Origin of the sequence: Nocardia cyriacigeorgica (assembly GCF_010858045.1) — a bacterium.
In the GTDB taxonomy this organism is placed as follows: Bacteria; Actinomycetota; Actinomycetes; order Mycobacteriales; family Mycobacteriaceae; genus Nocardia; species Nocardia cyriacigeorgica_E.
In genome coordinates this window covers 38,991-62,645 of the sequence record NZ_JAAGVC010000033.1, presented here as the reverse complement: position 1 = coordinate 62,645, position 23,655 = coordinate 38,991, and the positions used below count along the sequence as shown (strand labels likewise).

Sequence of the window (23,655 nt, the reverse complement as noted above, 5' to 3'; positions counted from 1 at the left end):
CTCCGGGAACTCCGACCCCCACGCCGACGACTCCGGGAACTCCGACCCCGACACCGACGACTCCGGGAACTCCGACCCCGACACCGACGACTCCGGGAACTCCGACCCCGACACCGACCACACCCACAGCTCCACCTACACAGACGACGCCACCAGCGCAGGTGACCGCGCCACCCCAGCAGACATCACCCCCGGTGCAGACGCCGCAGGTGCCTCCGAACGGGGGAAGCGTCTTGCCTCGACCCGATCTGCCGGGGCTGGGTGAGGGAGGGCTGCCGGGATCTGGGTTCGGCGAAGGTCTCCTGCCGGATCTCGATGGTCCGCTTCCCGGTCTGGACAGCGTTCTTCCCGGAATCGATGGGTTGCTTCCGAGTCTGGACGATCACGGTCTGCCCGGAAACCGGGGAGATATGGGGGACATGGTTTCCCAGATCACGGATACCGTCACACGAGGTATCGATGGCGCTGGTCGCTTCGATCCGGCCGACTGGCTGACCGGCCGCGATGATGCGCCTCACAATCCGGGTGCCGACCGACCCCAACCCACCCCGTGGTCCACGGGTGATGTGCCGGCTCAGCAGCAGCCCGCGCCTGGTGCGGTGACCGCGTCGGGCGGGTTCGGCGCACCACCTGTGCTACCGATAGCGAATTTCGACGGTCTTCCCACGTTCGGCGGTTCGTCTCCGGCCGATTTCGGAGCCACCAGTTCCTACTCGACCGACAGAGCCGACGATTCTCCCGGTGCCGGGGTACCAGGCGGGATCGGGCGATTCGATGACCGGAACGACGAGCGTCGCTCGTCGGCCGCCGAGGGGCATGAGCAGGACGGTGTGACACCGGCACACGAAGGCGGTCCAGAGGAGACCCCTGATACGCGGTGGTTCTGAGGTGCCACCCGTAGTCGCGTTCCTCGCTGCCACGCAGTAGATGAGGTCCATCGGCGAATGAGCCCGCCCGGCTCGTTCGCCGATGGACGGATTCGGAGCTTCTGTGCGGAAACGGACAGATCCGCGCATTGTGATTCTGGTCGTGGCCGGAGGAAATTCCGACCATGGGTTCATGTCAGGAAACACACGGCCCACCGGTGCCATGTTCGTCGACGAGGCGGAGACCGGTCTCGTCATCGCCGATCTCCGCCGCTACAACATGTTCACTGCCGCGTTCTTTCTCGGTCGCCACCGAGAACTCATCCGTGAACTAGCCGCAGCCAGCGGCGCCACGCCCGGCAGCCATGCGCTCGACATCGGTTGCGGTCCGGGAAAACTGGTGCGTGCGCTCGGGGAGCTCGTCGGGCCGACCGGATCGGTCACCGGCGTCGACCCCTCCCGCACGGCCATCGAGCACAACCGCACCCATGATCCGGCGCCCAACCACCACTACCGGCTCTCCGCCGCACAGCACCTGGACTTCGCGGACGCCGAATTCGACGTCATCACCTGTACTTTCGTCATGCACCACATCCCCGAGCGGCACCGTGCCACGGCCATCGACGAGATGTATCGGGTCCTGCGTCCCGGCGGCCGCCTCCTGCTCGCCGATGCCCATCCCTCGCCGTGGTTGCGCAACGTGTTCACCCGGATCATGCGCCTGACCGGCAAGGGCGGCCACACCGACCCGTTCGCCGATGTCGATATCCGCCGGTACACCGACGCCGTGCGTTCGGCCGGTTTCGATGACCCGCGTTTCCGGGTGAACCGCTATGAGACCGGGTTGCTGATCGCCACCAAGCCCGCGCGGTGATGACACTTCTCCGGCGTTGCCGTGAGTCCCGTTGCGTCACAGCAGGTGAGCTGTCGAGACATGCCGGGTCGAACGGCGAAGCATGCGCTGCGAACGCCTAGGACTGACTGCGCAGGACATGTGCGCCGGTGCCGGCCGTTTTGCCGGCACCGCGACTTACCCCCGTTCGCTCACTGCCGCGCGAAAACCTTGGCGTGCGCGGCGGCGACGAGCTCGGTGAGCTCCGCCTGCTCACCCTCGTCGAGCACCGCGAACGCGGGAGCGATGAGTTCGTCGGTCACCGCTTCGGCCCGCTGCCAGCGCGCACGAATATCGTCGGTGATCTCCTCGAACGGCTCCGGCCAGCCGTACCAGCGCGCTTGGCCGGGGCCGTCGTTGATGGGGGAGCCGGAGATCAGCACGGCCTGCAGCGGCGTGATTCCCGAGGCGCGCACGGCGATCAGGTGCAGGCCGCCGCGCAATTCCCGCAACACGTGGGTGAGCTGCTGCACGCGCGCCGGGGCGTCGGCGGGCAGCGGCATCGCCCGCCAGCCGGCGAACAGGGGGACCCCGGCCGGATCCGCGGCCGCGGCAACGGCTTCGAGCAGTTCCGCGAGCCGGCCGGCCTGCTCGAACCCGGCGAGTTTGCGCCGGCCGAAATCCTGGCAGACGCGTGCGTAACGTTCCGCGGCTTTCGCGGCGGGCATCTGCACCGATTCCCAGGCCGTGCGAATCGAATGGGCCGGGAAGAATCCGAATGCCGCGGTGACCACCTCGGCGTCCACGTCGCCGAGCACGCCGCCGCGCCCGCGGGTGTAGGGGCCGAAGAAGGTGTCGACTCCGGTTTCTGCCGCGTATTCCTTTCCCTCCCTGGAGAACATGAATCCTCCGCCGAGTTGCTGAATGTAGGGGTTCACCGCCGCGCCGACCGACATGTCGGGTTCCTTCCGCTGGACTGACATCACCTGCCACCTTATGGGTTTTGTACACCGTACGGAAGACCCTGCCTTGCGCTCTGACGCACGTGCCTCTATGGTTCATTACATGAGTAATGAACCACTCAACCGAGGAAGGTGATCGTGCTCGAAGACGGCAGGCCGCTCTTTCTGCAGATCGCGGAGATGATCGAGAACTCGATCGTCGACGGATCGCTGCCCGAGGAGTCGCAGGCGCCATCGTCGAACGAGCTCGCCGCCTTCCATCGGATCAACCCGGCGACCGCGGCCAAGGGGCTGAATCAGCTGGTGGCGGACGGGATTCTGTACAAGAAGCGAGGGATCGGAATGTTCGTCACAGCCGGCGCGCGCAATGCCTTGCGGTTGCGCCGACGGGAACGGTTCGCCGAACAGTTCATCGACCCGCTGATCGCCGAGGCGGACAAGCTCGGCATGGGCATCGACGAACTGAAAGCCATGCTCGACCATCGAGAGGGGACACGATGAGCGCCGCGACCATCGAACCGGCCGTGCTCGACACCGATGTCGTCGCATCCACGCGGGGGCTGACCAAGCGGTTCGGTGCCGTCACCGCACTCGAGGATGTCACCCTCGACCTGCGTGCGAACACCATCTACGGTTTGCTGGGCCGTAACGGCGCGGGCAAGACCACGCTCATGCAGGTGATGACCGGTCAGGCCTTCCAGACCGCGGGCGAGGTGCGGGTATTCGGCCACACCCCGCACGAGAACACCGAGGTGCTGCGCGGAATCTCCTTCATCAAGGAAAGCCAGGCCTATCCGGCCGATTACAAGGTCAAGCATGTGCTCTCGGCGGCCCGTCATCTGCTGCGGGATTGGGATGAGGATTTCGCGCGAGAATTGTTGCGCGACTTCGATCTACCGACCGACCGCAAGGTCAAGAAGCTCTCCCGCGGCATGACCTCCGCGCTCGGGGTCACCATAGGCCTCGCATCTCGCGCCCCGCTGACGTTCTTCGACGAGCCGTATCTCGGCCTCGACGCCGTCGCCCGCCAGCTGTTCTACGACCGGCTGCTCGCCGATTACGCCGAACACCCACGCACCGTGGTGCTGTCCACCCATCTCATCGACGAGGTCGCCGACCTGCTCGAGCATGTGCTGTTGATCGACAAGGGCCGACTCGTGGTCGACGCCCCCGCCGACGATCTACGCGACACCGCCATGACCGTGTCCGGCCCCCTCGCCGACGTCGACTCATTGCTTGCCGGACGCCCCGAACTGCGCCGCGAATCGCTCGGCAACCAGGCCAGGGTGATGCTGCGGACCGACCGCAGGGCCGATGACATCGCGCACGCCAAATCGCTGGGGCTGCTGGTCGAGCCGGTCTCGTTGCAGCAGCTCATCGTCGAAACCACCAACCTGCGCGGAAAGGATCAGTAATGCTGCGCCGAGCCGTCTCCGTATCGCGGATCCACACCGTCGCCTGGCCGGTGCTGATCGCGTGGCCTGCCGGGATCCTGCTGGTGGCGTTCCTGATTCCGTGGGTGATCTTCTTGCTGCTCGACGCCGAGGAAGGCAATGTCACCGGCAGCGTCTCGGCCGCCTTCGGCATCGTGCTCGCGTTCTATCTGACCGCCATGACCCAGACCTTCCCGTTCGCGCTGGGCATGAGCGTCACCCGGCGTGACTATTTCGCCGCGACCCTGCTCGTTGCCGCCGCGCAGATCCTCGGCACCGGGGTGGTGTTGTGGGGGCTCGGGCTGATCGAGGAATCCACCGACGGCTGGGGCGTGAACATGGTGATGTTCGATGTCCCAGGCCAATTCACCGGCAATCCCGTGCTCCAGCTCGGCACCTATCTGGCGATCCTCGCGCTGATCGCCGGCGCGGGTCTGCTGATCGGCGCGCTCTATCAGCGCTGGCGAGTCTCCGGTGTGTACACCTTCCTGCTCGCGTTACTGCTGGGTCTGGGTCTGGCGGCGATCGTGATCACCTGGCAGGGCTGGTGGCCCGAGGTGGGCCATTGGTTCGCCGATACCCCACGCGTGGTCCCCATGGTACTGCTGCCCGCGACGCTCGCGGTGGTGTGCACCGGTGGGGCGTGGGCGACGATCCGCCGCGCGACCGCGTAGCGATGGGTGCGATCGGCCTCGTCCGGGTGCACCGGACGAGGCCGATCCATGTTCTGTGATGAGCTTCTCCGCCCGGGCTCGCAGCTGTTTCGATGTGCCTGCCGACGGCGTTCTGAGCGGCGGCCGAGCCCGGGGTCAGGTTCGCCGCCTTTGCACACCGGCAACTCTCTCCTCCGGTCTGCCCGAACCTCGATCGGCCGGTGCCGGGCGCGCGACGCCGCGTGCTCATGTCTGCGAATTCCATTGGCGAGCGGCAAATCCCAGTGCGAGGCCGAGCGTGCCGAGGACGCCCGCGAGTGCCGTCGCCGCAGCGGGCATACCCCATTCGCTGACCGCGTATCCGGTGCCAACGGTGAGAACCGCGGCCGGAAGGTATGCGCAGATATTGAGCGCAGCGTTGGCTTCGGCGCGCCGTTGCGACTCGACGTGCTGGGCGATGAGACGCAGGCCGCCCAGTTGTCCGAGGCCCTGGCCGGTGCCGGCGAGGACGGCGGCGGCGACGAACAGGACCGGGCTCTTCGTGAGGACGGTCAGGATGACGGCCAGCATGGCGAGTACGGTGCTCGCGGCGCCGAGCGCGAACAAGCGATCCACGGTGAACCGGGTGAGCGCGAGCTGAGACCCGGTCGCGGCCAGGAACATCAGGCTCGCCGCTCCGCCCGCCAGTAGCGGTGACGTATTGCCCACCGCGAGGATCAGCAGTGACGGTCCGAGCGACAGCACGAAAGACGTAGCGGTCAGCCCGGGGGCGAAAACGGCCGCGCCGCTCGCGATATGGATGCGGTTCCGGTTGGGGACACGGGGCAGGCGCGGCCACGGAAAACCCGCCGTGCCTGCGGATGCGGTCGCGTGCGGTTGCCGCGCGGGCTGTGCCAGCGGAAGCCGCACATAGCCGATCAGCGCCACGATCAGCAGTGCGATGTTCACCGTGAACACCGGCAGCACGGGCGAATCGGTGGTCTGATAGATCGCGCCGCCGAGCAGCGGCCCGAGTCCGGCACCGAAGACCATCGCGATCGACGCGAGCATCGACGTCTGCCCGCGCCGCTGTTCGCCACCCAGATCCACCACCGCGGCCATGCCCGCGGACACCACGATCCCGACGGCAACCCCGACCAGCAGCCTGGCCACGATCAGCTCCGTGACCGTGTGGGCGACTATGAACAGCCCCGCCGACACCAGTGCGATCAGGATCCCGGGGATGACGACACGCTTGCGGCCGAAGCTATCCGCTGCCCGCCCGGCGACGAGAAGCGCGGCCACCAGGCCCGCGATGTAGGCGGCGAACACCACCGTGAGCGTCGCCGGGGAGAACCGCATCTCGTGCTGCCAGTGCACGTAGAGCGGCGTCGGGGAGTTCGACAGCGCGAACACCGCCGTCACCGCCCAGGCCGCGTGCGCGAGGTGCCATCTCGATCCGACCGGTTCGGCCGTAGCCGCGACTGCCACCACATGAACCTCCTTGTACGAGTTTTCTCGTACTGGAAGCTAGCAGTACGAGAAAACTCGTACAAGTGCGGTAGGGTGGCGGCATGCACGATGAGTCAGAGGCACTGCCCCCGCTGCTGCCGGAGCCGGCGGCGGCCGAGATCCGCCTCGAACGCGTCATGGGCGCACTGTCCGAGCCGCTGCGGATGACTATCGCCCGCAAGCTCCTGCTCGAGTCCGACGACTTCGACCATCCGTGCGGCTGGTTCGGCTTCGACCGCCCCAAATCGAGCCTCACCCACCACTTCAAGGCCCTGCGCGAGGCCGGTGTGATCCATCAACGGCAGTACGGGCTCGAACGGCGCAGCCGCCTGCGCACGGAGGATCTCAACGAGCGGTTCCCGGGGCTGCTCGATCTCATCGCCGCGACGGGCGATGAGTGAGCAGAACAGAGTGTCCGCCGTGGTCGCCGCGGGCGTGCCGCGAGGTCACGCGGGTACTTCCGACGCCATCCCGGCGATCCGCCAGCCGACGCTGGTGACCGCTGGTTCGAGGCTCAGCCGGCTCACCGCCGACTCCATTTCCCGGTCATCACGCTGATCGCCGACCAGGTCGGCCCGCACCATCACCTGACCGCTGGTTTCGCCGTTGGCGCTCGCCACCGCGACCAGGCGGAAATCGGTACGGGTCAACGACTGGACCAGTAGTGCCCGCACCTGCGGTTCGTTGGCGTCGTCGGTGACAGCGGTGAACACGTACCGCACCGGGCGTTCGGCTCCGGCCTCCGGCCGGCGATCGACGGCCCGGCCGGCCGCACGCAATGCGATGTTCACCCCGACCACCGCGAGTGTTCCGGCCGCGGCGGTGAGATACATGCCCGCCCCGGCGAGCGCGCCGACGGCGGCGGCGCACCACAGGGTCGCGGCGGTGTTGAGCCCGCGCACGTTGAGCCCGTCGCGGATGATGACGCCCGCACCGAGGAACCCGATCCCGGAGACGATCTGTGCCGCGACCCGCGTCGGGTCGGCAACCTCACCGTGGAAACCATGGGCGGACAACAGCACGAACAGGGTCGCACCGCCGGCGACCAGCGCGTTGGTGCGCAGCCCGGCCATGCGGGCACGGTATTGGCGTTCGATCCCGATCAGGGCACCCAGCCCGACTCCGGTCCCGAGACGCAGCAGCATATCGAAGGTGGTCATGGCAGAACCTCTTCCGCTCGGCGCGCCACCTCGCACCCGCGGGCGGATCGGCGGAGTCAGCCGAGGGCGCGGCGGTGAAGCTGGCGTGGTGACTGTGTGATGGCACGGCGTATATGACTGCCGTCGGACACGACATCCACCTCCCTTCCTGCGCCGAGGGAGTGGACCGGCGTCGATCACCGGTGGGTACCACTCCTCGTCAGACCTTTGGCACTCCACGGCGTGAACCCACCTGCGGGCGGTGGGAGCCGGTCGGGGCCACCCCTTAAGCCGGGGAAGCCTGTCCTGACCCGGGGCGTCTCTCGACGTTCGGGGTCGCCGGCCTGTTTCCGTGAAGGAGCCTCAGCGAACGATGGCACCTAGCGCCGAAAAGTAAACACCCCGGGCACCGTGTCCGCAACCCATTGGGGACCGCCATCACAGCGGTCGAATCGCTCGAGCCGTGACCCTTCGGCACGGTGTGCGCCGGCACATCCTGCGGCTTGTCGGCGCGCTGGTTCGTCGACCGAAACGCCGTGGCGAGTGCGGAGGCGTCAGGCCGACACCGATTCCTTCCGCACCCGCTCCGCCAGCTGCGCCGGCATCGGGTCATGACGTAGGTAGTCGCGGCTGAAGTGCGCGACGCCGTGGGTCAGCGAGCGCAGATCCACCGCATACCGGGACAGTTCGAGTTCGGGAACCTCCGCGCGGATCAGCGTGCGCCCCCTCTCGGCCGGTTCGGTGCCGAGGATGCGAGCGCGGCGCACCGAGAGGTCGGTGAGCGCGGCCCCGAGGTAGTCGTCGGGCACCTTGACCCGAACCTCCGCGATCGGTTCGAGCAGATCGATCCGGCCGCCTGCCGCCGCCTCGCGCAGCGCGAGCGCACCGGCGGTCTGGAATGCGGCATCGGAGGAATCGACCGAATGCGCCTTACCGTCGAGCAACGTCACCCGCACATCGACCAGCGGATATCCCGTGGCGACACCGCGCGCGGCCTGCGCGCGCACGCCCTTCTCCACCGAGCTGACGAACTGCCGGGGCACCGCCCCGCCGACCACCTTGTCGACGAACTCGATCCCCGATCCCTCCGGCAGCGGCTCGACCTCGATCTCACACACCGCGTACTGCCCGTGCCCGCCGGACTGCTTCACATGCCTGCCGCGCCCGGTTGCCTTGCCGCCGAAGGTTTCCCGCAGCGCGACCTTGTGTTCTTCGGTATCGACCTGCACACCGAACCGGGTGCGCAACCGTTCCAGCGCGACGTCACGATGCGCCTCACCCAGGCACCACAGCACCAGCTGGTGGGTGCGGTCGTTGTTCTCCACCCGGATCGCCGGATCCTCGGCCACCAGCCGCGACAGGCTCTGCGACAGCTTGTCCTCATCGGCCTTGCTGTGCGCGCGAATCGCGATGGGCAGCAGGGGTTCCGGCATCTGCCACGGTTCGATCAGCAGCGGCGAGCCGGTACCGGACAGGGTGTCGCCGGTTTCGGCGTGACCGAGCTTGGTGACATAGGCGATGTCACCGGCGACGGCCTCGCGCAGCGGGCGTTGCTGCTTACCGAACGGGGCGGTGATCCCGCCGACGCGTTCGTCGGCGTCGTGGTCGGTGCCCGAGCCGTGCCCGCAGATGTGCACGGTGTCGTCGGCGTGCAGGGTGCCGGAGAACACCCGCACCAGCGAGACCCGGCCGACGTACGGATCCGACGAGGTCCGGATGACCTCGGCCGCCAGCTCGCCGGACGGATCACAGTGCAGGGGAGTGGGTTTCGAGCCGTTCGCCAGATGCACCGCCGACACCTCGTGTTCGGCGGGGGTGGGGAACCCGGCGGTCATCAGCTCGAGCATTTCCAGGGTGCCGAGCCCCTGCAACCCCTCCTCGGCGGCGGGCGCCGCGAACAGAACGGGGTGGAAGCTGGCGCGCACCACCGCGCGCTCCAGGTCTCTGATCAGCGTGCTCAGCTCGATCGTCTCGCCGCCGAGGTACCGCTCCATCAGGGTTTCGTCTTCGCTTTCGGCGATGATGCCCTCGATCAGCCGGTCCCTGGCCGGTCCGATCATCGCCAGCTCTGCGTCGGAGGGTTCCTTCCAGGTGCGCCGGCCGGTCGAATAGTCGGCGATCCGCTGTTCCAGCAGCTCCATCAATCCGGTCGCCGGCCGATGGCCATCGGCGGCGGCGGGTCCGTACACCGGCAGATGCAGTGGCAGCACATTCTCCGCCGATTCGCGGCCGAGCAGCGCCTGACAGGTCCGCGTCATCTCCTCGAAGTCGGCGCGCGCGGTATCCAGATGCGTGAGCACGATGGCGCGCGGCATCCCCACGCTCGCGCATTCCTCCCACAGAGCTCGGGTCGATCCGGCGACTCCTTCCACCCCTTCGGCTGCCGACACCACGAACAACGCCGCATCCGCCGCCCGCAACCCGGCGCGCAGTTCGCCGACGAAATCCGCATACCCCGGTGTATCGATCAGGTTGATCTTCACCCCCTCCCACTGCACCGGCACCACCGACAATTGCACCGACCGGTGCTGACGTTGTTCGATCTCGTCGTAATCCGACAGCGAGGTACCGTCCTCCACCCGCCCCGCCCGGTTCACCGACCCGGTGGCCAGCGCCAACGCCTCCACCAATGTCGTTTTCCCCGACCCGCTACCCCCGACCAGCACCACATTCCGGATGGCCTCCGGCCGCCCCACCCCGTTCGCTCTGTCCACCATGACTCACCGTCCTCGGGAATCGACACGCGGTTATATCGAGCTTCCCACCGCCGAGGTACTCGCGTCCACGGTTCGACGAACAGTTCGGAAGCGGAATCGCCCGAGGTCGCGTGCACCTCTAGCCGATCGACGTCGCACGGTTGACCCGATCCCAGCCGTGGTCGCGCCGGTCCGGCGTGCGAGCGAGGAACCCGACCCAGGCGAAGTCACGCGCCCGGGTGATGGCGACCATTGTCTGGCGGTCCCAGAGCTCGGCCCGTTGCCGATCGGCTCCCGGGGAACCGGGTGTCAACGGCCGGGGTGGTTCGGTGACGTAGAAGATTCCCCTGAACTCGAGGCCCTTCGCCCGGTGAACGGTGCCCACTTTGATCTTGTCCGTGCGCTCGCCGCGGTAGTCCTCCAGCGCGGTCGCGCCGACGCCTGCCTTCCGCAGTCCGTCGACGACCGTGGCGGCGAGTTGGCGGGTCGTCGTGATGACGGCGAGTTCACCCAGCGGGGCCGAGCGTCGACGGATGGCGGCGAGCAGGGCGGCGTCGAGCTCATCGACCGAGCCCTGCCAGTCGACGGTCGCGCCGCCGGGTAGCACGAAGCGCGCCTCGTTGAGTGCGCATCCGGGCAACCCGTCGAACCGGCCGAGGGCGTTCACCGCGTTGACCGTCACGGCCCGGCGGTAGACCGCTTCTCTGTTGCGGTAGTTCACGCGGAGCACCGCCGTGCGTCCGCGCACGTCGATACCGGCATCGGCCGGTCGGCAGCCGCCCTCGTACACCTGTTGCTGGCCGTCGCCGACGAGTAGCAGTGGTGCGTCCGCACCACCGCCGGCGATGGCGTGGGCCAGGCGGAGCCCGTTGAGGGTGATGTCCTGGATCTCGTCGACGACGACCATCCCGTAGGGCTTCTCGTACGGCTTCTCGGTCAGCATCTCGAGCGCAAGGGTGATCATGTCGTTGAAGTCGCCGAGCCGCTGTCGACGCAGGATGTCGCAGTACGGGAGATAGAGCTCGTTCCAGACGAGTTCGCGTTGGTCGCGATTCAGATCAGGGCCGCTGCGTCCGGTGCGGTCGTGTTCCCAGTAGTGCGGGAGGTCCGGGATGCCGCGACCCTTGATGACCCGATCGATTTCGGTCCGCCAGTAATCGGCGCGGGCATCGATGGCGGCGAGGGTCGTCCCGGCGTGGCGCCAGGCTTGCTGGAAGGCGTCATCGGTCCGAGTGGGCTCGATCTCGATATGGCCGCCGCGGTTGTCTATCAGCTGTCTCGCCCATGCGTGCAGTCCGGCGAATTCGGCCCGATCGCGAACCACGGGCGCGAGGCGTCGAAAATATGTGCGCTGACAAGCCGCAAGGGTGGTGACGAAGGTTGTGTACAGCACCGGCCCGCTGTTGTGCCGAAGGTGGCGGGCCATCCGATGCAGCGCTACCACCGTTTTCCCGGTGCCCGCCGGACCACTGATCCGTGCCGGGCCGCCGAACGTCCGATTGATCAGATCGATCAGTTCCGGGTCGCGAAAGGTCGTCCACTCATCGAGTGGGCGGTTGGCGGCGCTCGCCCGCTGTTGCGCCACCAGATCCGAGCGGTCGAGCAGTGCCGATTCCGTGGGATTCGGCTCTGGTGCTTCGATGCGTATCCGCCGGTAGTTCGACGCCGCCCTTGACTCGATCTCGTCCGCGATCGCCCGCGCTCGTGCTGGGCTGAAATCCCTGTCCAGCCGCGACAAGGTCGCGGCGAAGTCGGCAGGCCGCGTCGGAATGTCGCGTCCGGAACCCGCTACCGCGACGCCGTCGGGCAACAGCAGGATCGTGCGCATGCGTTGTGCGACGAGGTAATGCCGATCATTGTGCAGCCCTGCGACGAACGGCCGTGCCGTGCGGGCGATGTCGTCGGTGCGGTGGAACCGCCGTCCTGGCTCGACGAAGATCAGCAGGTGCACGCCGCGGCTGCCGACCACGATCGCGGCAGCCTCGTTCGCCGGATGATGGGGCAAGTCTCGGTGTAGGAGCACATGCCAGGCGTCGTCGATCAACGGCACGCTCAAGAAGTTCCGATGCCGCGGGGTGAGGTCCGGAATCTGCCGAAGGGTCTGATACACCCTGGTCCGTCTCGAATCGCTGTTGGTCATCGCGACCCCCTTGCTGCTCGACTTCCAGCAATCAACAGTACGGTTGATCCCTTGCGGCCGTGCGGGTTTCGATGCCGGAGACCAGAACGTAACCAATCCACGGAGCGGCTCGACCGTACGATTCCCGCGCCGCTGCGGTGCCGGCGGCGCCATGATCACCACGCCCTTCGATGCCATGCCCGCCGCCATCCGCGGGACCGATCCGCGCCCGGCGTGGTCAGCTCAACCGCAGCGCGGTCAGGTGCCAATCTCGGGTACCCGATCGCTCGATCCGTGCCGCTAGCGCAAGCCGGCGCGAACCGCGCAGATAGCGGGCGCAGATCTCCGCCGTCTGCTCGTCGATCATCTCCACATGTAGCCCCGCCAGGACGGCGGCGCCGAGTTCCCTGCTCGGCACGAGGTCGGCCCGCACCAAGGTGCCGACCGCCGCGACCGTGCGTTCATCGGCAATGCCCGACAGCTGCGAGACGGGCCGTCGATGGTCGAGTACTTCCAGTGCCACCCGCAGCGATCGTTCGGCGGCCAGCCGTGCCTGTTCCAACGCCTCACCGCCGTGATTCGACCTCGCCACCGAGCACGCCGCCCGGCGGATTCCTGCGGGTTCTCGATGGGGGGCCTGCGCCGTCCGAGGGCGTAAGCGACTCCGGCACGGCACGGCCTCATGGCCTTCCGGTAGCGGATTCCGCGAACCGCGCGGCGTGTACGGCCGCGACGGAGGTTCGTACATGGGAATAGGCAGCAGTTCGATGCGGAACTCATCCATCGACATCCCCCTCGCAGATGATCGCCGGATCGCGATCGGCTGTGAGCAGCATGGCATTCGTGGAATTCCGTGCGCCAGGTTTCGCCCGGGATCCGTCGCACACGCCCTGTCGGAACGGCGTTTTCGGAAGCCGACGGCGTGTCGTGTCGAACGTCCTGCCGGGCGCGGAATCGCCTTGTTGATCTGCGGCTCCGGCTGCGGACGGCGGGTGGCCAGCGGGCTGCCGGTGCGGTGTCGGGAGGTGCGGGGCGCCGGACCATCAGCCGGTGTGCCGTCACCGACGCAGTCGTCGACTCGCGTGGATCACGCACTGATCCGGCTGCCGAACCGTGCGAAGCAAATGCAACGACATCTGCAAGAACATTCGCCAATTATGTTGGCAACGAGCAGAATTCACTGTTGAAGCAACAATGTTCCGGTAAACTTCCTCCTCGGATGCAAACATCATCCGAAAGCAGGGGATCACTCATGACCGACATTGCTCGTGAGCGCAGGCGCCGGTGGGTCGAGCGCGAACTCGCTGATCTGCCGCGGCTCACGGCGGCGCAGCGGCGGTTTCTTTCGGTTCCGTTGTCCGAACGCGATTGGCATCTATTGGTCGATCGCGCCGGCGACAACGAGGGGCGAGCATCAGGGTTCGCGATCGGCCGTACGGGTGTGTACGCCTTGGTGTTCACCGATGTCGTGCCCTCGCGCGCTTATCTGGCCCGGGTCCGCAAACATGCCGAGGAGGCCTTCGCGGGCCTGCTGTTCGGGCGTGAACAGTTCGTCCCGCACATGCTCGACATCATGCTGCTGATGACCTCGGCGGCGCGGGTGGAACCGCACGATCAGTTTCTCGCGGTCGATGAATCGACCATTCGCGAAACACTCATCGCGGGCGAGACCAAGCTGTCGAAGCGCCGTGCCCGCGACATCGCCTTGACGGTGTCGGACCGATTGACCTGGTATCAACGCATTTCCACCGAATCCGCGCCCGCTGCCGACGCGGTGGCATCCGACGGTCTGTTCGGCGAATCGTCGCTGGCAGAGGATGCGAGGGCGAACGGGTTGGCCCGCCCTTTCCGCGAGTGGATGACGTTCCTCGACCCGGAACAGCTCGCCCTGGTGCACGCGAATTTCACCGGCCCGGCCCGATTCAGCGGCCCGGCGGGCACCGGGAAAACGGTGGTAGCGCTGCATCGGATGGCGCATTTCGCCAAACACAATCCTGGCAGGCTGCTGTTCACCAGCTTCGTCAAGACACTGCCCGCCTATCACGAGCAGAGCTTTGCTCATCTGGCCCCGCACGCGCGTGGCCGGGCAAAGTTCATCGGCCTGCACGCGTGGACGATCGAGTTCTTGAAACGCCGCGAAGTCCCCTACTACCTCGACTCCACCATCAGAGAAGATGCCTTCGCCCGCGCCTGGAGCCGGGCGCGCGAGGTGCTGGGCCGGATCGAGGGCACCGATTACCAGTATTGGCAAGACGAGCTGGATCGCACGATCAAAGGCCGTGGCCTGGAGACGCGCGATGCGTACAAAGCGATCAAACGCACCGGCCGCGACGGTATTCAACTCCACGGCAGCCGCCGGGACTACGTGTGGGAGCACCTGTATCGCCCGTATCAGGCACGCATGGCCAATCGTGGCGCCGACGATTTCAACGACATCATCCGCAAGGCGATCGATGAATTGCGGGCCAGGCCGTTGGACAGCACCGAAGATTACGCGATGGTCGTCGTCGACGAGGTCCAGGATTTCACCTTGATGCAGCTGCGCCTGGTCCACCAGATCGCCGGCGGTGGCCCGGACGCGAACCTGCTCATGGTCGGCGACGGGCAGCAGCAGGTCTATGCGGGTGGCTGGCGCATCTCCGATGCCGGAATTCCACTGCTGGGGCGCGGGCGCATACTGCGGCGGAACTACCGCAACCGCGAAGCGATCCTGCGCTACACCCAGCAGATCGAGGCAGGAAACAGTGTCGACGATCTGGACGGTGGTCGCGGATTCGTGCTGCGTGACAGCGACTCGGTGCTACCCGGCGGCGATGCCAGCGAGCGTTTCGTCGGCCGCGCCGATATCGACACGGTGCTGGTCCGCGCGATCAAGGACTCGGGTCTGGCCGCCACCGATATCGCCGTCATCGTCAACACCAGAAAGGATGCGGCGCACTTCCAAGAAGTCCTGGAACAGGCCAACTTCCCGGTGCTTTCGCTCGAAGAATACGACGGCACGCAACTCGACTGCATCAAGGTCGGCACCGTCTATCGGGCCAAGGGCATGGATTTCGCCGCCGTCTTCCACATCGCGGACAAGCCATTCGATACCGCCCACCTCACCGGCGGCGCCCGAGACCGCGCGGAACTAATCGCACGTCAACGATTGGTGGCGGTGAGCCGGCCACGGGACTACCTGTGGGTCGCCTATCTGACAGACTGACACGGTGGATGAAGCGATCGCCTACCCGCTTCCCCGGCCGACCGAGATCGCCGGTGTCTGGGCGATCAGACACGGCCAGAGCACCGTGAACGCTGCCGCCGAACGTCCCGACGCCGACACCCGCCCTCGCGTCCCTGATCGGACCATCGAACTGTCCGCGCTGGGCCGGCAGCAGGCTGCGGCACTCGGCGCGTGGTGGTCCCGGCTCGGCGGCGACCGTCCCCGGATTGTTCTCTGCTCGCCATATCTGCGCACGCGACACACGTGGGCGGCGATGGAGCAGGCCGCGCACGGTGGCGGCGACGATCCGGTCGTGGTGGTCGACGAACGCCTGCGGGACCGCGAAATGGGCGCGCTGGAGCTGTGGTCACCCGCCGCGATTCGGCGCGACGCTCCCGAAGAAGCCGAACGCCGAGCGCGCCTGGGGGATTGGTTCTACCGCCCGCCAGGTGGCGAATCGCTCGCCGACGTCACCCTGCGGGTGCGCGATCTCATCAACGACCTCGAACGCCCCGCCGCCCGAGCCCACATCCTGATCGTCGCCCACGATGCGACCATCGCCGCGCTGCGTCGCATCTTCGCAGGTCCGGGGTCGGAGCTGTTCGACGAACTGCCGCCGGTCCCGAATGCGTCAATTTCCCAGTGGATTCAGGATCAAGGGCGGCTGAAGCTCGTGCGCTGGGGTGCCAGTGTGAACGAGAGCATCGCCTGATCGGACGCGGTTCGAGCCGCGACCGGCATCATCTGTGCCTAGTCCATTCGGTCGCGGTCGTGCCTGGTGACCGCGCTGGCGTCAACGTGGTCTTCGTGGGCGGCGCGTGCGGGTGGGCAGCAACCAAGATCAGCGCTGCTCCACTCGGAGAGCCGGTGGTGCGACCGGTCCGCGTCCGTTGAGGTAGGCCTCCAGCGCATCGAGATCCATCGGCCCAACGGTCAGATCGGTCCCGCGGGTGAACACACTGAACCCATCACCACCGGAGGCGAGGAAGTTGTTCGTCGTCACCCGATACACCGCAACCTCGTTCACCGGCTCTCCGCCGATTCGGATGCTGCTTCTATCGACCTTGTTGCCCATCGGCGCCGCATCGTCATAGGCGTAGGAGATGCCCGCCACCGACAGGACGATCGGCTTATCCGGCTTGCTCCACTGTTGTTCGAGCAGCTCGACAATCTGACGACCGGTCAGGCTGACGGTCACCACCTGATTGCCGAACGGCTGCGACTGGTAGATGCTGCCGAACGTGATCGGACCCGCCCCGATATCGGCGCGCACCCCACCCGGATTCATGAACGCCGCCACCGCCTGCGCGGGTCCGGCAGTCGTGTCGAGCATGGCATCGGCGATCACATCGCCCAACGGCGATTCCGCGCCCGGTGCAGCCGATTTCGGCAAGGGTTCGGCCGCGGTTCCCACCACCCGCTCGGCCCTCGGCGCGGCTTCGGCGGCGAAGAAGTCGATCAGCTCGACCGTGGCCGGATCCGGCGCTACGTCCCGGGTCACCACCCGGTTGACGGCCCGAATGTCCACGCCACCGTTACCGAAGCGCAGCGTGACGTCGGTGATCAGCCGCCCATACGAGGCCGCCTGCGTCACGATCTTGCCGTCGAATTCGCACACATAGGACTGATGACTGTGGGCGGTGAACAGCACGCGCACCGCCGGATCGGTGCGCCGGGCCAGCTCGGGCACGTTCGGCGTGATGTTCGCGCATCCGTTGTAGTCGGCGTCGGGCACCTGCTGTTTCCCGCCGTCGTGCACCAACCCGACGATGACCTCGGCGCCCGCGCTGAGCATGTCCGGCACGTGTCGGTTGACCGCGTCCGCCGGATCGCTGAAGCTGTATCCGCGAATGCCCTCCGGGAAAACGATCTGAGCGGTTTCTGGTGTCACGACACCGACCACACCGATCTTGTGCCCGCCTGCCTCGATCATCGTCCACGGCCGAAGCCCGGGCGGCAGCTTCCCCTCGCTGTTGGTCATGTTCGCCGCGAGGTAGGGAAACTCCGCCCCCGTGAACGGCGCTCCGGGCGAGCACCCGTCGAGCGCGCACCCTCCCTGCTGCATCCGGGCCAGCTCCAGCACACCGTCATCGAGTTCGTGGTTCCCGACGGCCGACGCCGCAGGTCGCAGCGCATTCAGATACTGCACCGTCGGCTCGTCGTGGAACAGCGACGACACCAACGGACTGGCACCGAAGTTGTCACCGGCCAGCAGCACCGCGCTCTCCGGGTAGGCCGTGCGCAGCCGCGCCAGATGCGTCGCCAGGTAGGCGGCTCCACCCGCCTCGTGCCCGGCGATCTGTCCATTCGAACCTTCCGGCGGTTGCAGATGCCCGTGCAGGTCATTGAATCCGAACAGATGCACCTCGCCGGGCTTGGCCTCGGGCAGATCGTCCGTCGAGACGAGTGGGGTCGTATCAGGCGACGCCGGCGGCTCGGAGGTGCATCCGGCAAGCAGGCTCACGCTGAGCAGTCCGGCGCAGAGGGCGACGATGCGATGACAGACGCTCATGCGTGCCGACGGTGCCAGATCAGGTGAGCCGGAATGCGACGGAGGGGTGAATTCTGCGGGATCCGGGCAGCCCGCCCGGATCCCGGCCACCGGAATCAGCTGTTCTCGCAGCCGATCCCGTTCCCGTCGCGGTCGAGGTCGTACTCATCCGGTCCGATCACCCGCACCCGCCCGGTGTACTCCGGCCCGTTCCCACTCCCACCGGCACAGTCCACATCGGACGTGATCGGCACACACGGATCGTAGGATTCGTGGCATCCGGACCCCGGCTGCGCCGAAGCCTGCACCGGAACCGACAGGACCAGCCCGACAGCAACAGCGGACGTACCGAGAACAGCGGCGATTCTCATCTTGCTCCATTCACTTGTGAAACGCCGTTGATTCTCTCATGTCGGGTCGAGTGCGATCAGGCCAGCCTTGCTGCGGATGCCGCCGTCAGGCGCGCCATTGTCTCTGCGCCAGGATGGAATTCGACCTAGTAACGCCTCCGGGTAAAGGCCTGCCACCGGTTCGAGTGGGACTTCGCGTGCGAGCACGTCCCAGGGCGCCACGAACGTGCCCCCGGTGTCGACGTTGGTCAGCGACACATTGTGGGCCGGGGGGCAGCATGGGCACGGTATCGGTCCACGGTGCGACCGTCGATGCCATGCCGTTGGGCACGCGCATATGCAACAGCTTCGCTACCAGGTCGTCGACAAGTCCGGCCTCGAGGTCGGCTTGCAGCGCCTGATGTTGCTGCCCGTAGATCTGGCGGCCCGCCAAAGTCGCTTCGGCCGAGCGGATTCCTGCCCAGGCGAGGTGTTCACGGGTCACCGTGAACGGGATCACCGACCGTACGGAATCGAGGGTGTAGGGGACCGGGGAGACCGGTCGCGGCGCCTCGGGGTAGAGCTGACGAGCCGCCGCCACTGACTCGGCCACCCGTTCGAGCGTCTTCGGAAGCCCCATGGGGACACCGGTCGCGCCGGGGATGACACGATCGGCATGATCCCGGCCTTCTCGCCGATGCTCGCCAACCAGGCAGGCATGAGCGGAAGCGATTCGGCGTAGCGCTCGCCGTCGGATCAGCCGCCGGGCTGCAACCCGGAGGAAATCTCGACCACCACCTGGCTGTCGGTCACCTCACGCACCGTCACCGTGTTGCCCTCGGCGGACCCCGATTCACCGACCGGCACAGACACTTCCTGCCCGCCGACCGAGAGGGTGACCATGTTCCCCTCCACCGAGACCACCTTGACCTTCAGCCCGAGCACGTTCGCCTCGGCGTCGACTCCGCGCTCGAAGGTGATGACGCAGCCCTCGACCTTGCACTCGCTCTTGTATCCATCACCCTGCATGGTGCAGGCACCCGCGCCGAACGCGGTCAGAGTGGCGAACATGGACGCTGCGATCAGCCGTCGAACAAACACCCGCCCAGTGTAGGTCCGCAATCACCTGCCTGGTGGCCCAACCGCTCAGCTCTCCGGCTCCGCCAGCACCACCACCCGATCCTGTTCGGGCGAATACCCGAGCACCGGATGCCCGAAATCCCCCTCGGCCTCCATCACCACTTTCTTCCCCAGCAGCCGCCCGACAGCGCCCAGGAACCCGCACAACACATCGACCCCCACCTGCCCCTGCAACTCCCGCAGGTCGACATCGAACTCCACCTGCGTCTCATCCCACGGCCGAAATATCGCCTCCAACTCCGGCGCCACCCGAACCCGCAGACTCACCACCTCGTCATCGTCGCCCCGCCCCAACACCTCGGCAGCCGAAGGCAACGCCCTGACCTCGTCCCCCTCCCGAAACTCCCACTCCCACCCACTGGACCGAACCAAATCGAACACGGCCTGCCAGTCCTCGACGGTCGTGTCGTGCACGTAGACGTCCGGCAGTGCGCCCATGACAGCGGGGTCGAAGAAGTTCTTGACGTCGTCCCATTTCAAATCCGACATGGGTTCATGATGCGGGACGAGGGGACGGGGGAGTATGACCGGATCCGCGCGGGGGTGCATGGTATCGAGGCCGTGGTGTGTACCAACCCGTCCGCCCGGAATCAGAAGGTTCAGCCGCAGGGCACGCACAACGCAGACCGCTCGAGGCCGGCATCTGGTCTCGCGATGAGCGAGCGCGCCCGCCCATCGCACCATTCAGGAGAAGTCCGCGGAGGTTATCCCGCCGGGGTGTCCGGGCGGCCACTCGACCAGCTCGATCCGGTAGCCATCGGGGTCGGTGAGCCACGATGTCTTCGGTCCGTCGGGCCCGCCCGGATACTCCACGGGCCCTGGCTCCAGACCGACGCGGGTCAGCCGCTCCAGAGTGTCGGCAAGGGTATCCACCTGGATCGCGAGGTGGTCGACACCGCTGCCCACGTCGACGCGTCCATCGGCGGGGCGGTGGACGAGTTCGAGCGAGGCAGCCGGCTCGCCGGGGAACTGGAGTAGCGCGAGGAGAGTCCCGCCGCCACTATCGACCCGGCCGAGCTCGATGTAGCCGAGGGCGGTGTAGAAATCGAGCGAGCGATCCAGGTCGGTGACGCGGAACGCGACGAAGAGCGTATTCACTTGCCCTCCTCGGATCGGCGCACCCGATACCGGAGGTGCGTGACGTCGCGGTCCTCGAGCCGCCGGACGAGTTCGAGTTCGACGCGGTCACCTAGTTGATCGAACAGCCGCCGGCCGCCCCCGAGGAGAACCGGAACCAGATGGATCTCCATCTCGTCGATCTGCCCGGCCCGCAGCAGAGCCTGGGCCGCACCCGCCCCATGGACCATCACCGCCCGGCCCCCAGCGGCCGCGCGCGCCTGACGAGCACATTCGTCGACGTCGGTGACGAACCGCGCATGCCCGGGCGGCACGTCCCCGTCATCGACATGATGGGTGAGGACGAAGATCGGCACACCATCGTGATGATCCCCCTGCCAGCGCCCCGCGAGTTCGAAGGTCCGACGCCCGGAAATCACCGCACCGGTCTCCATTGCCTCGCGATAAACCTGCCCGCTGGGCCCCTCGGATTCCCGGTCGTCGAGCCAATTGAAGAGCCGTCCCCCGCCCCGCCCGAGCTCCTGGCCCGGACGATCGTCCGGACCGGCGATATAGCCGTCGAGCGACATCGTCATATACAGCCGAATCGGATTGCTCATCTGGCCTCCATCTCCTCCGAGGTGAGGATGCTCGCCTTCCGGTTGCGGGGTGTCACATAGGAAGACTCCGCGCAGCGGCCGAACTCATCGCTTCGGCGTGAATCGAGCGCGTTACGACACGCCCGATTCGAGCGTGTGGATGGAGGCTGGCGAGATTCCGGTTTAAGCGGCATTGACGCGAACCTTGATCGGCAGGATTCTGGCGTAGCGAGGCGTGGGAGCACCCGACCGTAAGGCCTGTAACACCCATCCACTGGTGTGTGATCTAAATCTCACATGCACGAAATGTCGTGCCCTGACCAGAGGAGTCGCATTGACCAACCCACCGGGTGATCAGCCGCAATATCCCAGCGGGCCTCATGGGTACCCGCAGGGGCAGTATCCGCCGCCCGGCATGCCACCCCAGGGCTACTACCAGCCGCCGAAGAAGAAGCGAGTATGGCCCTGGATCGTCGGCGGCATCGTCCTGTTTTTCGTTCTGATCATCGGCGGGTGCTTGGCCTTTGTAGGCGGAGTCGCCAACGAAATCGACAAGGAATCCGAGCGCGAGGTCACCGTGACCTACCGTGTGGAAGGCACCAGTAGTGAAGCGTCCGTTATCTACTCCGGGCGAGACCTGAACATGGCTCAGGAAACTTCGATCTCGCTTCCGTGGAGTAAAGACGTGATGATCGACGGCCTCGGCAAGTATGTCTCAATGACCGCCACGAACAACGCCGACGGCGGAGGGATCACCTGCCGAATCTTGGTCGGAGAAAAGGTTATATCGGAGCAGACATCGAGTGGTCCGTTTGCATCGGCGAGCTGTTCAGGAGATGCAGGGGAGAAGTAGGGTACACGTGGGCGGTCATTCCGGCCGCCCGCGCACCGAGTCTACTGCGGTGCAGGCCAAGGGTGCTCGGGCGAGATTCACCGGCTCAACAACCTCGTCCCGCGATACGCACCAACACGGTGTCGTAGCTACCGCCGTTCTCGGTTGTCATTGTGGACTTCAGCTGTTCCTGTGAACATGGTGAGCCGGATAGCGTTACTGTGAAGTAAAAGGACCGCGTTGCCTTTGGGCAGGTAGTCTCCGATGTCCACTCCACTGTCGCCGAAACCGACTTGAATACGAGTGCCTTTCGGATAATTGGCGTTGACCAAGACCGTCTGGCCGGGAACGAACTGGATGGTTCCGGTGAATTGAGTGCGTATCACCACCTGGCGCTGCACCGTGTTGCCATGGTTGAAGTAGCTCAGTCGAATGCGTGCCTGACTTCCGGCCTCGGCAGTGATGATCGTGCGGAAGTCGTTCAGATCAGAACCCTGTTGCGCCGACGACTCGAACGTGAAGCCGGGAGCGACCGGGACCAGGGTGAATACCAAGGTTCCGTGGCCGTCAAGGCCGGCGGGGATGCTGCCAACGGGGTCGTCTGTGCCGACGAGGGCGCCTGCGCCGAGGAGTGCCAGTCGCCGCGATCGTTGCGGGTGATCGCGAAGGTGTCGGCGGCGATATGGTCGGCGCGTTGCAGGCGCTGGTCGTCCAGTGGGGGGCCTTGGCCCGCTTGGTGAGGGTCATGCCGACGGGGACGGCGCCGACCAGTACCTCCCGCACTCCGCGGGCGAGAGCGAAGGACCCACCGTCGGGCACGGAGCTCCACTTGGCGCGGCCGGCGATCTCGGTGGCCTCGACATAGACCTGCCGTCGCTGCCAGTCGATATGGGTCTGCCAGGATCGGCCGGCCAGCAACAGGATGCGGGGTCCCTCCACCTCGTCGGTGAGGACACTGGTCTCCACCGAACCCGATTTCCTGGCGGCCCGCCAGCACCGTGCACTGCGGAGCGGCGGCGAGCAGATCCATGGAACGCCTTCGGCTGAAATGCTCCTCCGATTCGGCTTCGTTGAACGGCTGGGCCGTGATGTGGCGCAGTTCGGGATCCGGCAGCGAGAGGGGCGCGCGGATCCGGGTTCCGTGGTGCCGTCGAGCGGTACGTCTGATCCGTAACCAGCCGTGCCTCACGTCGGCATCGCGATCGGTGAAGCGCTCGACGCTTCAATTGCGCACTATTGCTACGCAACCAACTCAACCATCAGTAATCATCGCTGAGTAAGTCAATCGGAACGCTGATGTACCCCGCTCTACCTGCATAGTTACGGCGCTATTGCGCGGATTAGCGTTGACAACCAGAGTGAATCGATGACAACTGACATGTACCTAATTATTGTGCTTCCCGCCGATGCGGCGCTAGCGTTCACGGCATTACCCGACGAGCTTCCAGCCAGTGGAGGGGGACCATGCCCGACAACAACGATCGCGCCGCCGCATCCGAACCCGGCGATCAGAGCGCACACGACGACGAGGCGACCGGTGGTGATCAGCCGAGCCCGGATCCGGCAGACCTCCATTCGGCGCGGTCGGACATCCCGCCGGCGGACGAGCTCGATGCCCAGGACCGTCAGTCCAGGCTGATCGCGAGCCGCTGCTGGGGCTGGAGCAAAACGCTTCAGCTGGTGGTGCTCAGAAACCTGTCCGACCCGGTCCGCACGAGTATGGGTATGGGCATGGGCATGGGCATGGGCATGGCGTTGTCGGAGCAGTTCGTGCCTCTGGTCCTCGGGAGGGTCATGTGAGGTACTCGGGAT

At 66.5% G+C, this 23,655-nt stretch carries 22 protein-coding genes, 1 pseudogene and 1 riboswitch; of the genes and pseudogenes, 10 read left to right on the top strand and 13 right to left on the bottom strand.

The features are described 5' to 3' along the window. Positions 1-265, top strand: a pseudogene (locus GV790_RS30590) (hypothetical protein); the annotation flags it as partial. Between the two features lie 794 nt (positions 266-1,059). Next, positions 1,060-1,740 carry a class I SAM-dependent methyltransferase gene (locus GV790_RS22485; protein ID WP_256673458.1) on the top strand — a complete coding sequence of 227 codons (681 nt, stop codon included), beginning with the start codon at positions 1,060-1,062 and terminating at the stop codon, positions 1,738-1,740. A gap of 170 nt (positions 1,741-1,910) precedes the next feature. Here GV790_RS22485 and GV790_RS22480 read toward each other — a convergent pair whose 3' ends face one another. Next, positions 1,911-2,654: an SCO6745 family protein gene (locus GV790_RS22480; protein WP_163815753.1), complete on the bottom strand. Its 744-nt coding sequence runs from the start codon at positions 2,652-2,654 to the stop codon at positions 1,911-1,913. 144 nt (positions 2,655-2,798) lie between these two features. Here GV790_RS22480 and GV790_RS22475 point away from each other — a divergent pair, with 144 nt between their 5' ends. Genes GV790_RS22475 through GV790_RS22465 form a run of 3 tightly spaced genes read left to right on the top strand, consistent with a single transcriptional unit; the run spans position 2,799 to position 4,767 of the window. After that, positions 2,799-3,161 carry a GntR family transcriptional regulator gene (locus tag GV790_RS22475; protein ID WP_036532330.1) on the top strand — a complete coding sequence of 121 codons (363 nt, stop codon included), beginning with the start codon at positions 2,799-2,801 and terminating at the stop codon, positions 3,159-3,161. After that, complete coding sequence (locus GV790_RS22470) at positions 3,158-4,075, top strand: ABC transporter ATP-binding protein (protein ID WP_163815741.1); 918 nt, start codon at positions 3,158-3,160, stop codon at positions 4,073-4,075. The genes GV790_RS22475 and GV790_RS22470 overlap by 4 nt, the downstream gene beginning before the upstream one ends. Then, positions 4,075-4,767, top strand: a complete 693-nt coding sequence (locus GV790_RS22465) for an ABC transporter permease (protein ID WP_163815739.1) — start codon at positions 4,075-4,077, stop codon at positions 4,765-4,767. The genes GV790_RS22470 and GV790_RS22465 overlap by 1 nt, the downstream gene beginning before the upstream one ends. A gap of 225 nt (positions 4,768-4,992) precedes the next feature. On the opposite strand, the gene GV790_RS22460 is transcribed toward GV790_RS22465, so the two are convergent. After that, positions 4,993-6,216 (bottom strand): MFS transporter, encoded by a 1,224-nt coding sequence (locus GV790_RS22460; RefSeq protein WP_163815737.1) that lies wholly within the window; start codon positions 6,214-6,216, stop codon positions 4,993-4,995. Between the two features lie 83 nt (positions 6,217-6,299). Here GV790_RS22460 and GV790_RS22455 point away from each other — a divergent pair, with 83 nt between their 5' ends. Beyond that, on the top strand, positions 6,300-6,638 hold the full coding sequence (locus GV790_RS22455) for an ArsR/SmtB family transcription factor (protein WP_163815735.1): 339 nt from the start codon (positions 6,300-6,302) through the stop codon (positions 6,636-6,638). A gap of 45 nt (positions 6,639-6,683) precedes the next feature. Here the strand turns inward: GV790_RS22455 and GV790_RS22450 are convergent, their stop codons facing one another. The 4 genes from GV790_RS22450 to GV790_RS22435 all read right to left on the bottom strand — a co-directional run bounded on the left by GV790_RS22450 (position 6,684) and on the right by GV790_RS22435 (position 12,783). Further along, the gene (locus tag GV790_RS22450) at positions 6,684-7,397 is read right to left on the bottom strand and encodes an MgtC/SapB family protein (RefSeq protein WP_163815732.1); all 714 of its coding nucleotides are present in this window, start codon (positions 7,395-7,397) and stop codon (positions 6,684-6,686) included. A gap of 184 nt (positions 7,398-7,581) precedes the next feature. Then, a riboswitch (M-box (ykoK) riboswitch) is annotated at positions 7,582-7,758 on the bottom strand. Positions 7,759-7,930: 172 nt separating this feature from the next. Beyond that, positions 7,931-10,093, bottom strand: a complete 2,163-nt coding sequence (locus tag GV790_RS22445) for an elongation factor G-like protein EF-G2 (RefSeq protein ID WP_163815730.1) — start codon at positions 10,091-10,093, stop codon at positions 7,931-7,933. A gap of 118 nt (positions 10,094-10,211) precedes the next feature. Beyond that, positions 10,212-12,212, bottom strand: a complete 2,001-nt coding sequence (locus GV790_RS22440) for a UvrD-helicase domain-containing protein (RefSeq protein WP_163815728.1) — start codon at positions 12,210-12,212, stop codon at positions 10,212-10,214. Between the two features lie 217 nt (positions 12,213-12,429). Next, positions 12,430-12,783 carry an Rv3235 family protein gene (locus tag GV790_RS22435; RefSeq protein ID WP_163815726.1) on the bottom strand — a complete coding sequence of 118 codons (354 nt, stop codon included), beginning with the start codon at positions 12,781-12,783 and terminating at the stop codon, positions 12,430-12,432. Between the two features lie 261 nt (positions 12,784-13,044). Here GV790_RS22435 and GV790_RS22430 point away from each other — a divergent pair, with 261 nt between their 5' ends. Together GV790_RS22430 and GV790_RS22425 are read left to right on the top strand one after the other, a co-directional pair. Then, positions 13,045-15,396 carry a UvrD-helicase domain-containing protein gene (locus tag GV790_RS22430; protein WP_309139029.1) on the top strand — a complete coding sequence of 784 codons (2,352 nt, stop codon included), beginning with the start codon at positions 13,045-13,047 and terminating at the stop codon, positions 15,394-15,396. 4 nt (positions 15,397-15,400) lie between these two features. Beyond that, a complete protein-coding gene (locus GV790_RS22425) occupies positions 15,401-16,108 on the top strand; it encodes a histidine phosphatase family protein (RefSeq protein ID WP_280212716.1) in 708 nt (235 codons plus the stop codon). A gap of 129 nt (positions 16,109-16,237) precedes the next feature. Here the strand turns inward: GV790_RS22425 and GV790_RS22420 are convergent, their stop codons facing one another. The 6 genes from GV790_RS22420 to GV790_RS22395 all read right to left on the bottom strand — a co-directional run bounded on the left by GV790_RS22420 (position 16,238) and on the right by GV790_RS22395 (position 21,032). Next, on the bottom strand, positions 16,238-17,908 hold the full coding sequence (locus GV790_RS22420) for a bifunctional metallophosphatase/5'-nucleotidase (protein ID WP_256673457.1): 1,671 nt from the start codon (positions 17,906-17,908) through the stop codon (positions 16,238-16,240). Positions 17,909-18,003: 95 nt separating this feature from the next. Further along, positions 18,004-18,258: a hypothetical protein gene (locus tag GV790_RS22415; protein ID WP_014350007.1), complete on the bottom strand. Its 255-nt coding sequence runs from the start codon at positions 18,256-18,258 to the stop codon at positions 18,004-18,006. 714 nt (positions 18,259-18,972) lie between these two features. After that, positions 18,973-19,317 (bottom strand): hypothetical protein, encoded by a 345-nt coding sequence (locus GV790_RS22410; protein WP_232052021.1) that lies wholly within the window; start codon positions 19,315-19,317, stop codon positions 18,973-18,975. 45 nt (positions 19,318-19,362) lie between these two features. Then, the gene (locus GV790_RS22405) at positions 19,363-19,845 is read right to left on the bottom strand and encodes a hypothetical protein (RefSeq protein ID WP_163815724.1); all 483 of its coding nucleotides are present in this window, start codon (positions 19,843-19,845) and stop codon (positions 19,363-19,365) included. Between the two features lie 195 nt (positions 19,846-20,040). Next, complete coding sequence (locus tag GV790_RS22400; RefSeq protein WP_163815722.1) at positions 20,041-20,454, bottom strand: VOC family protein; 414 nt, start codon at positions 20,452-20,454, stop codon at positions 20,041-20,043. Then, the gene (locus tag GV790_RS22395) at positions 20,451-21,032 is read right to left on the bottom strand and encodes a dihydrofolate reductase family protein (protein WP_163815719.1); all 582 of its coding nucleotides are present in this window, start codon (positions 21,030-21,032) and stop codon (positions 20,451-20,453) included. Before GV790_RS22395 ends, GV790_RS22400 begins: the two co-directional genes overlap by 4 nt. Before the next feature lie 313 nt (positions 21,033-21,345). On the opposite strand from GV790_RS22395, the gene GV790_RS22390 reads away from it, so the two are divergent. Further along, a complete protein-coding gene (locus GV790_RS22390; protein ID WP_256673456.1) occupies positions 21,346-21,864 on the top strand; it encodes an MmpS family transport accessory protein in 519 nt (172 codons plus the stop codon). Between the two features lie 128 nt (positions 21,865-21,992). Here the strand turns inward: GV790_RS22390 and GV790_RS22385 are convergent, their stop codons facing one another. Further along, positions 21,993-22,397: a hypothetical protein gene (locus GV790_RS22385; protein WP_163815717.1), complete on the bottom strand. Its 405-nt coding sequence runs from the start codon at positions 22,395-22,397 to the stop codon at positions 21,993-21,995. 910 nt (positions 22,398-23,307) lie between these two features. On the opposite strand from GV790_RS22385, the gene GV790_RS22380 reads away from it, so the two are divergent. After that, positions 23,308-23,643, top strand: coding sequence for a hypothetical protein (locus tag GV790_RS22380; protein ID WP_163815714.1), 336 nt, complete (start codon positions 23,308-23,310; stop codon positions 23,641-23,643). Positions 23,644-23,655: the final 12 nt, after the last annotated feature.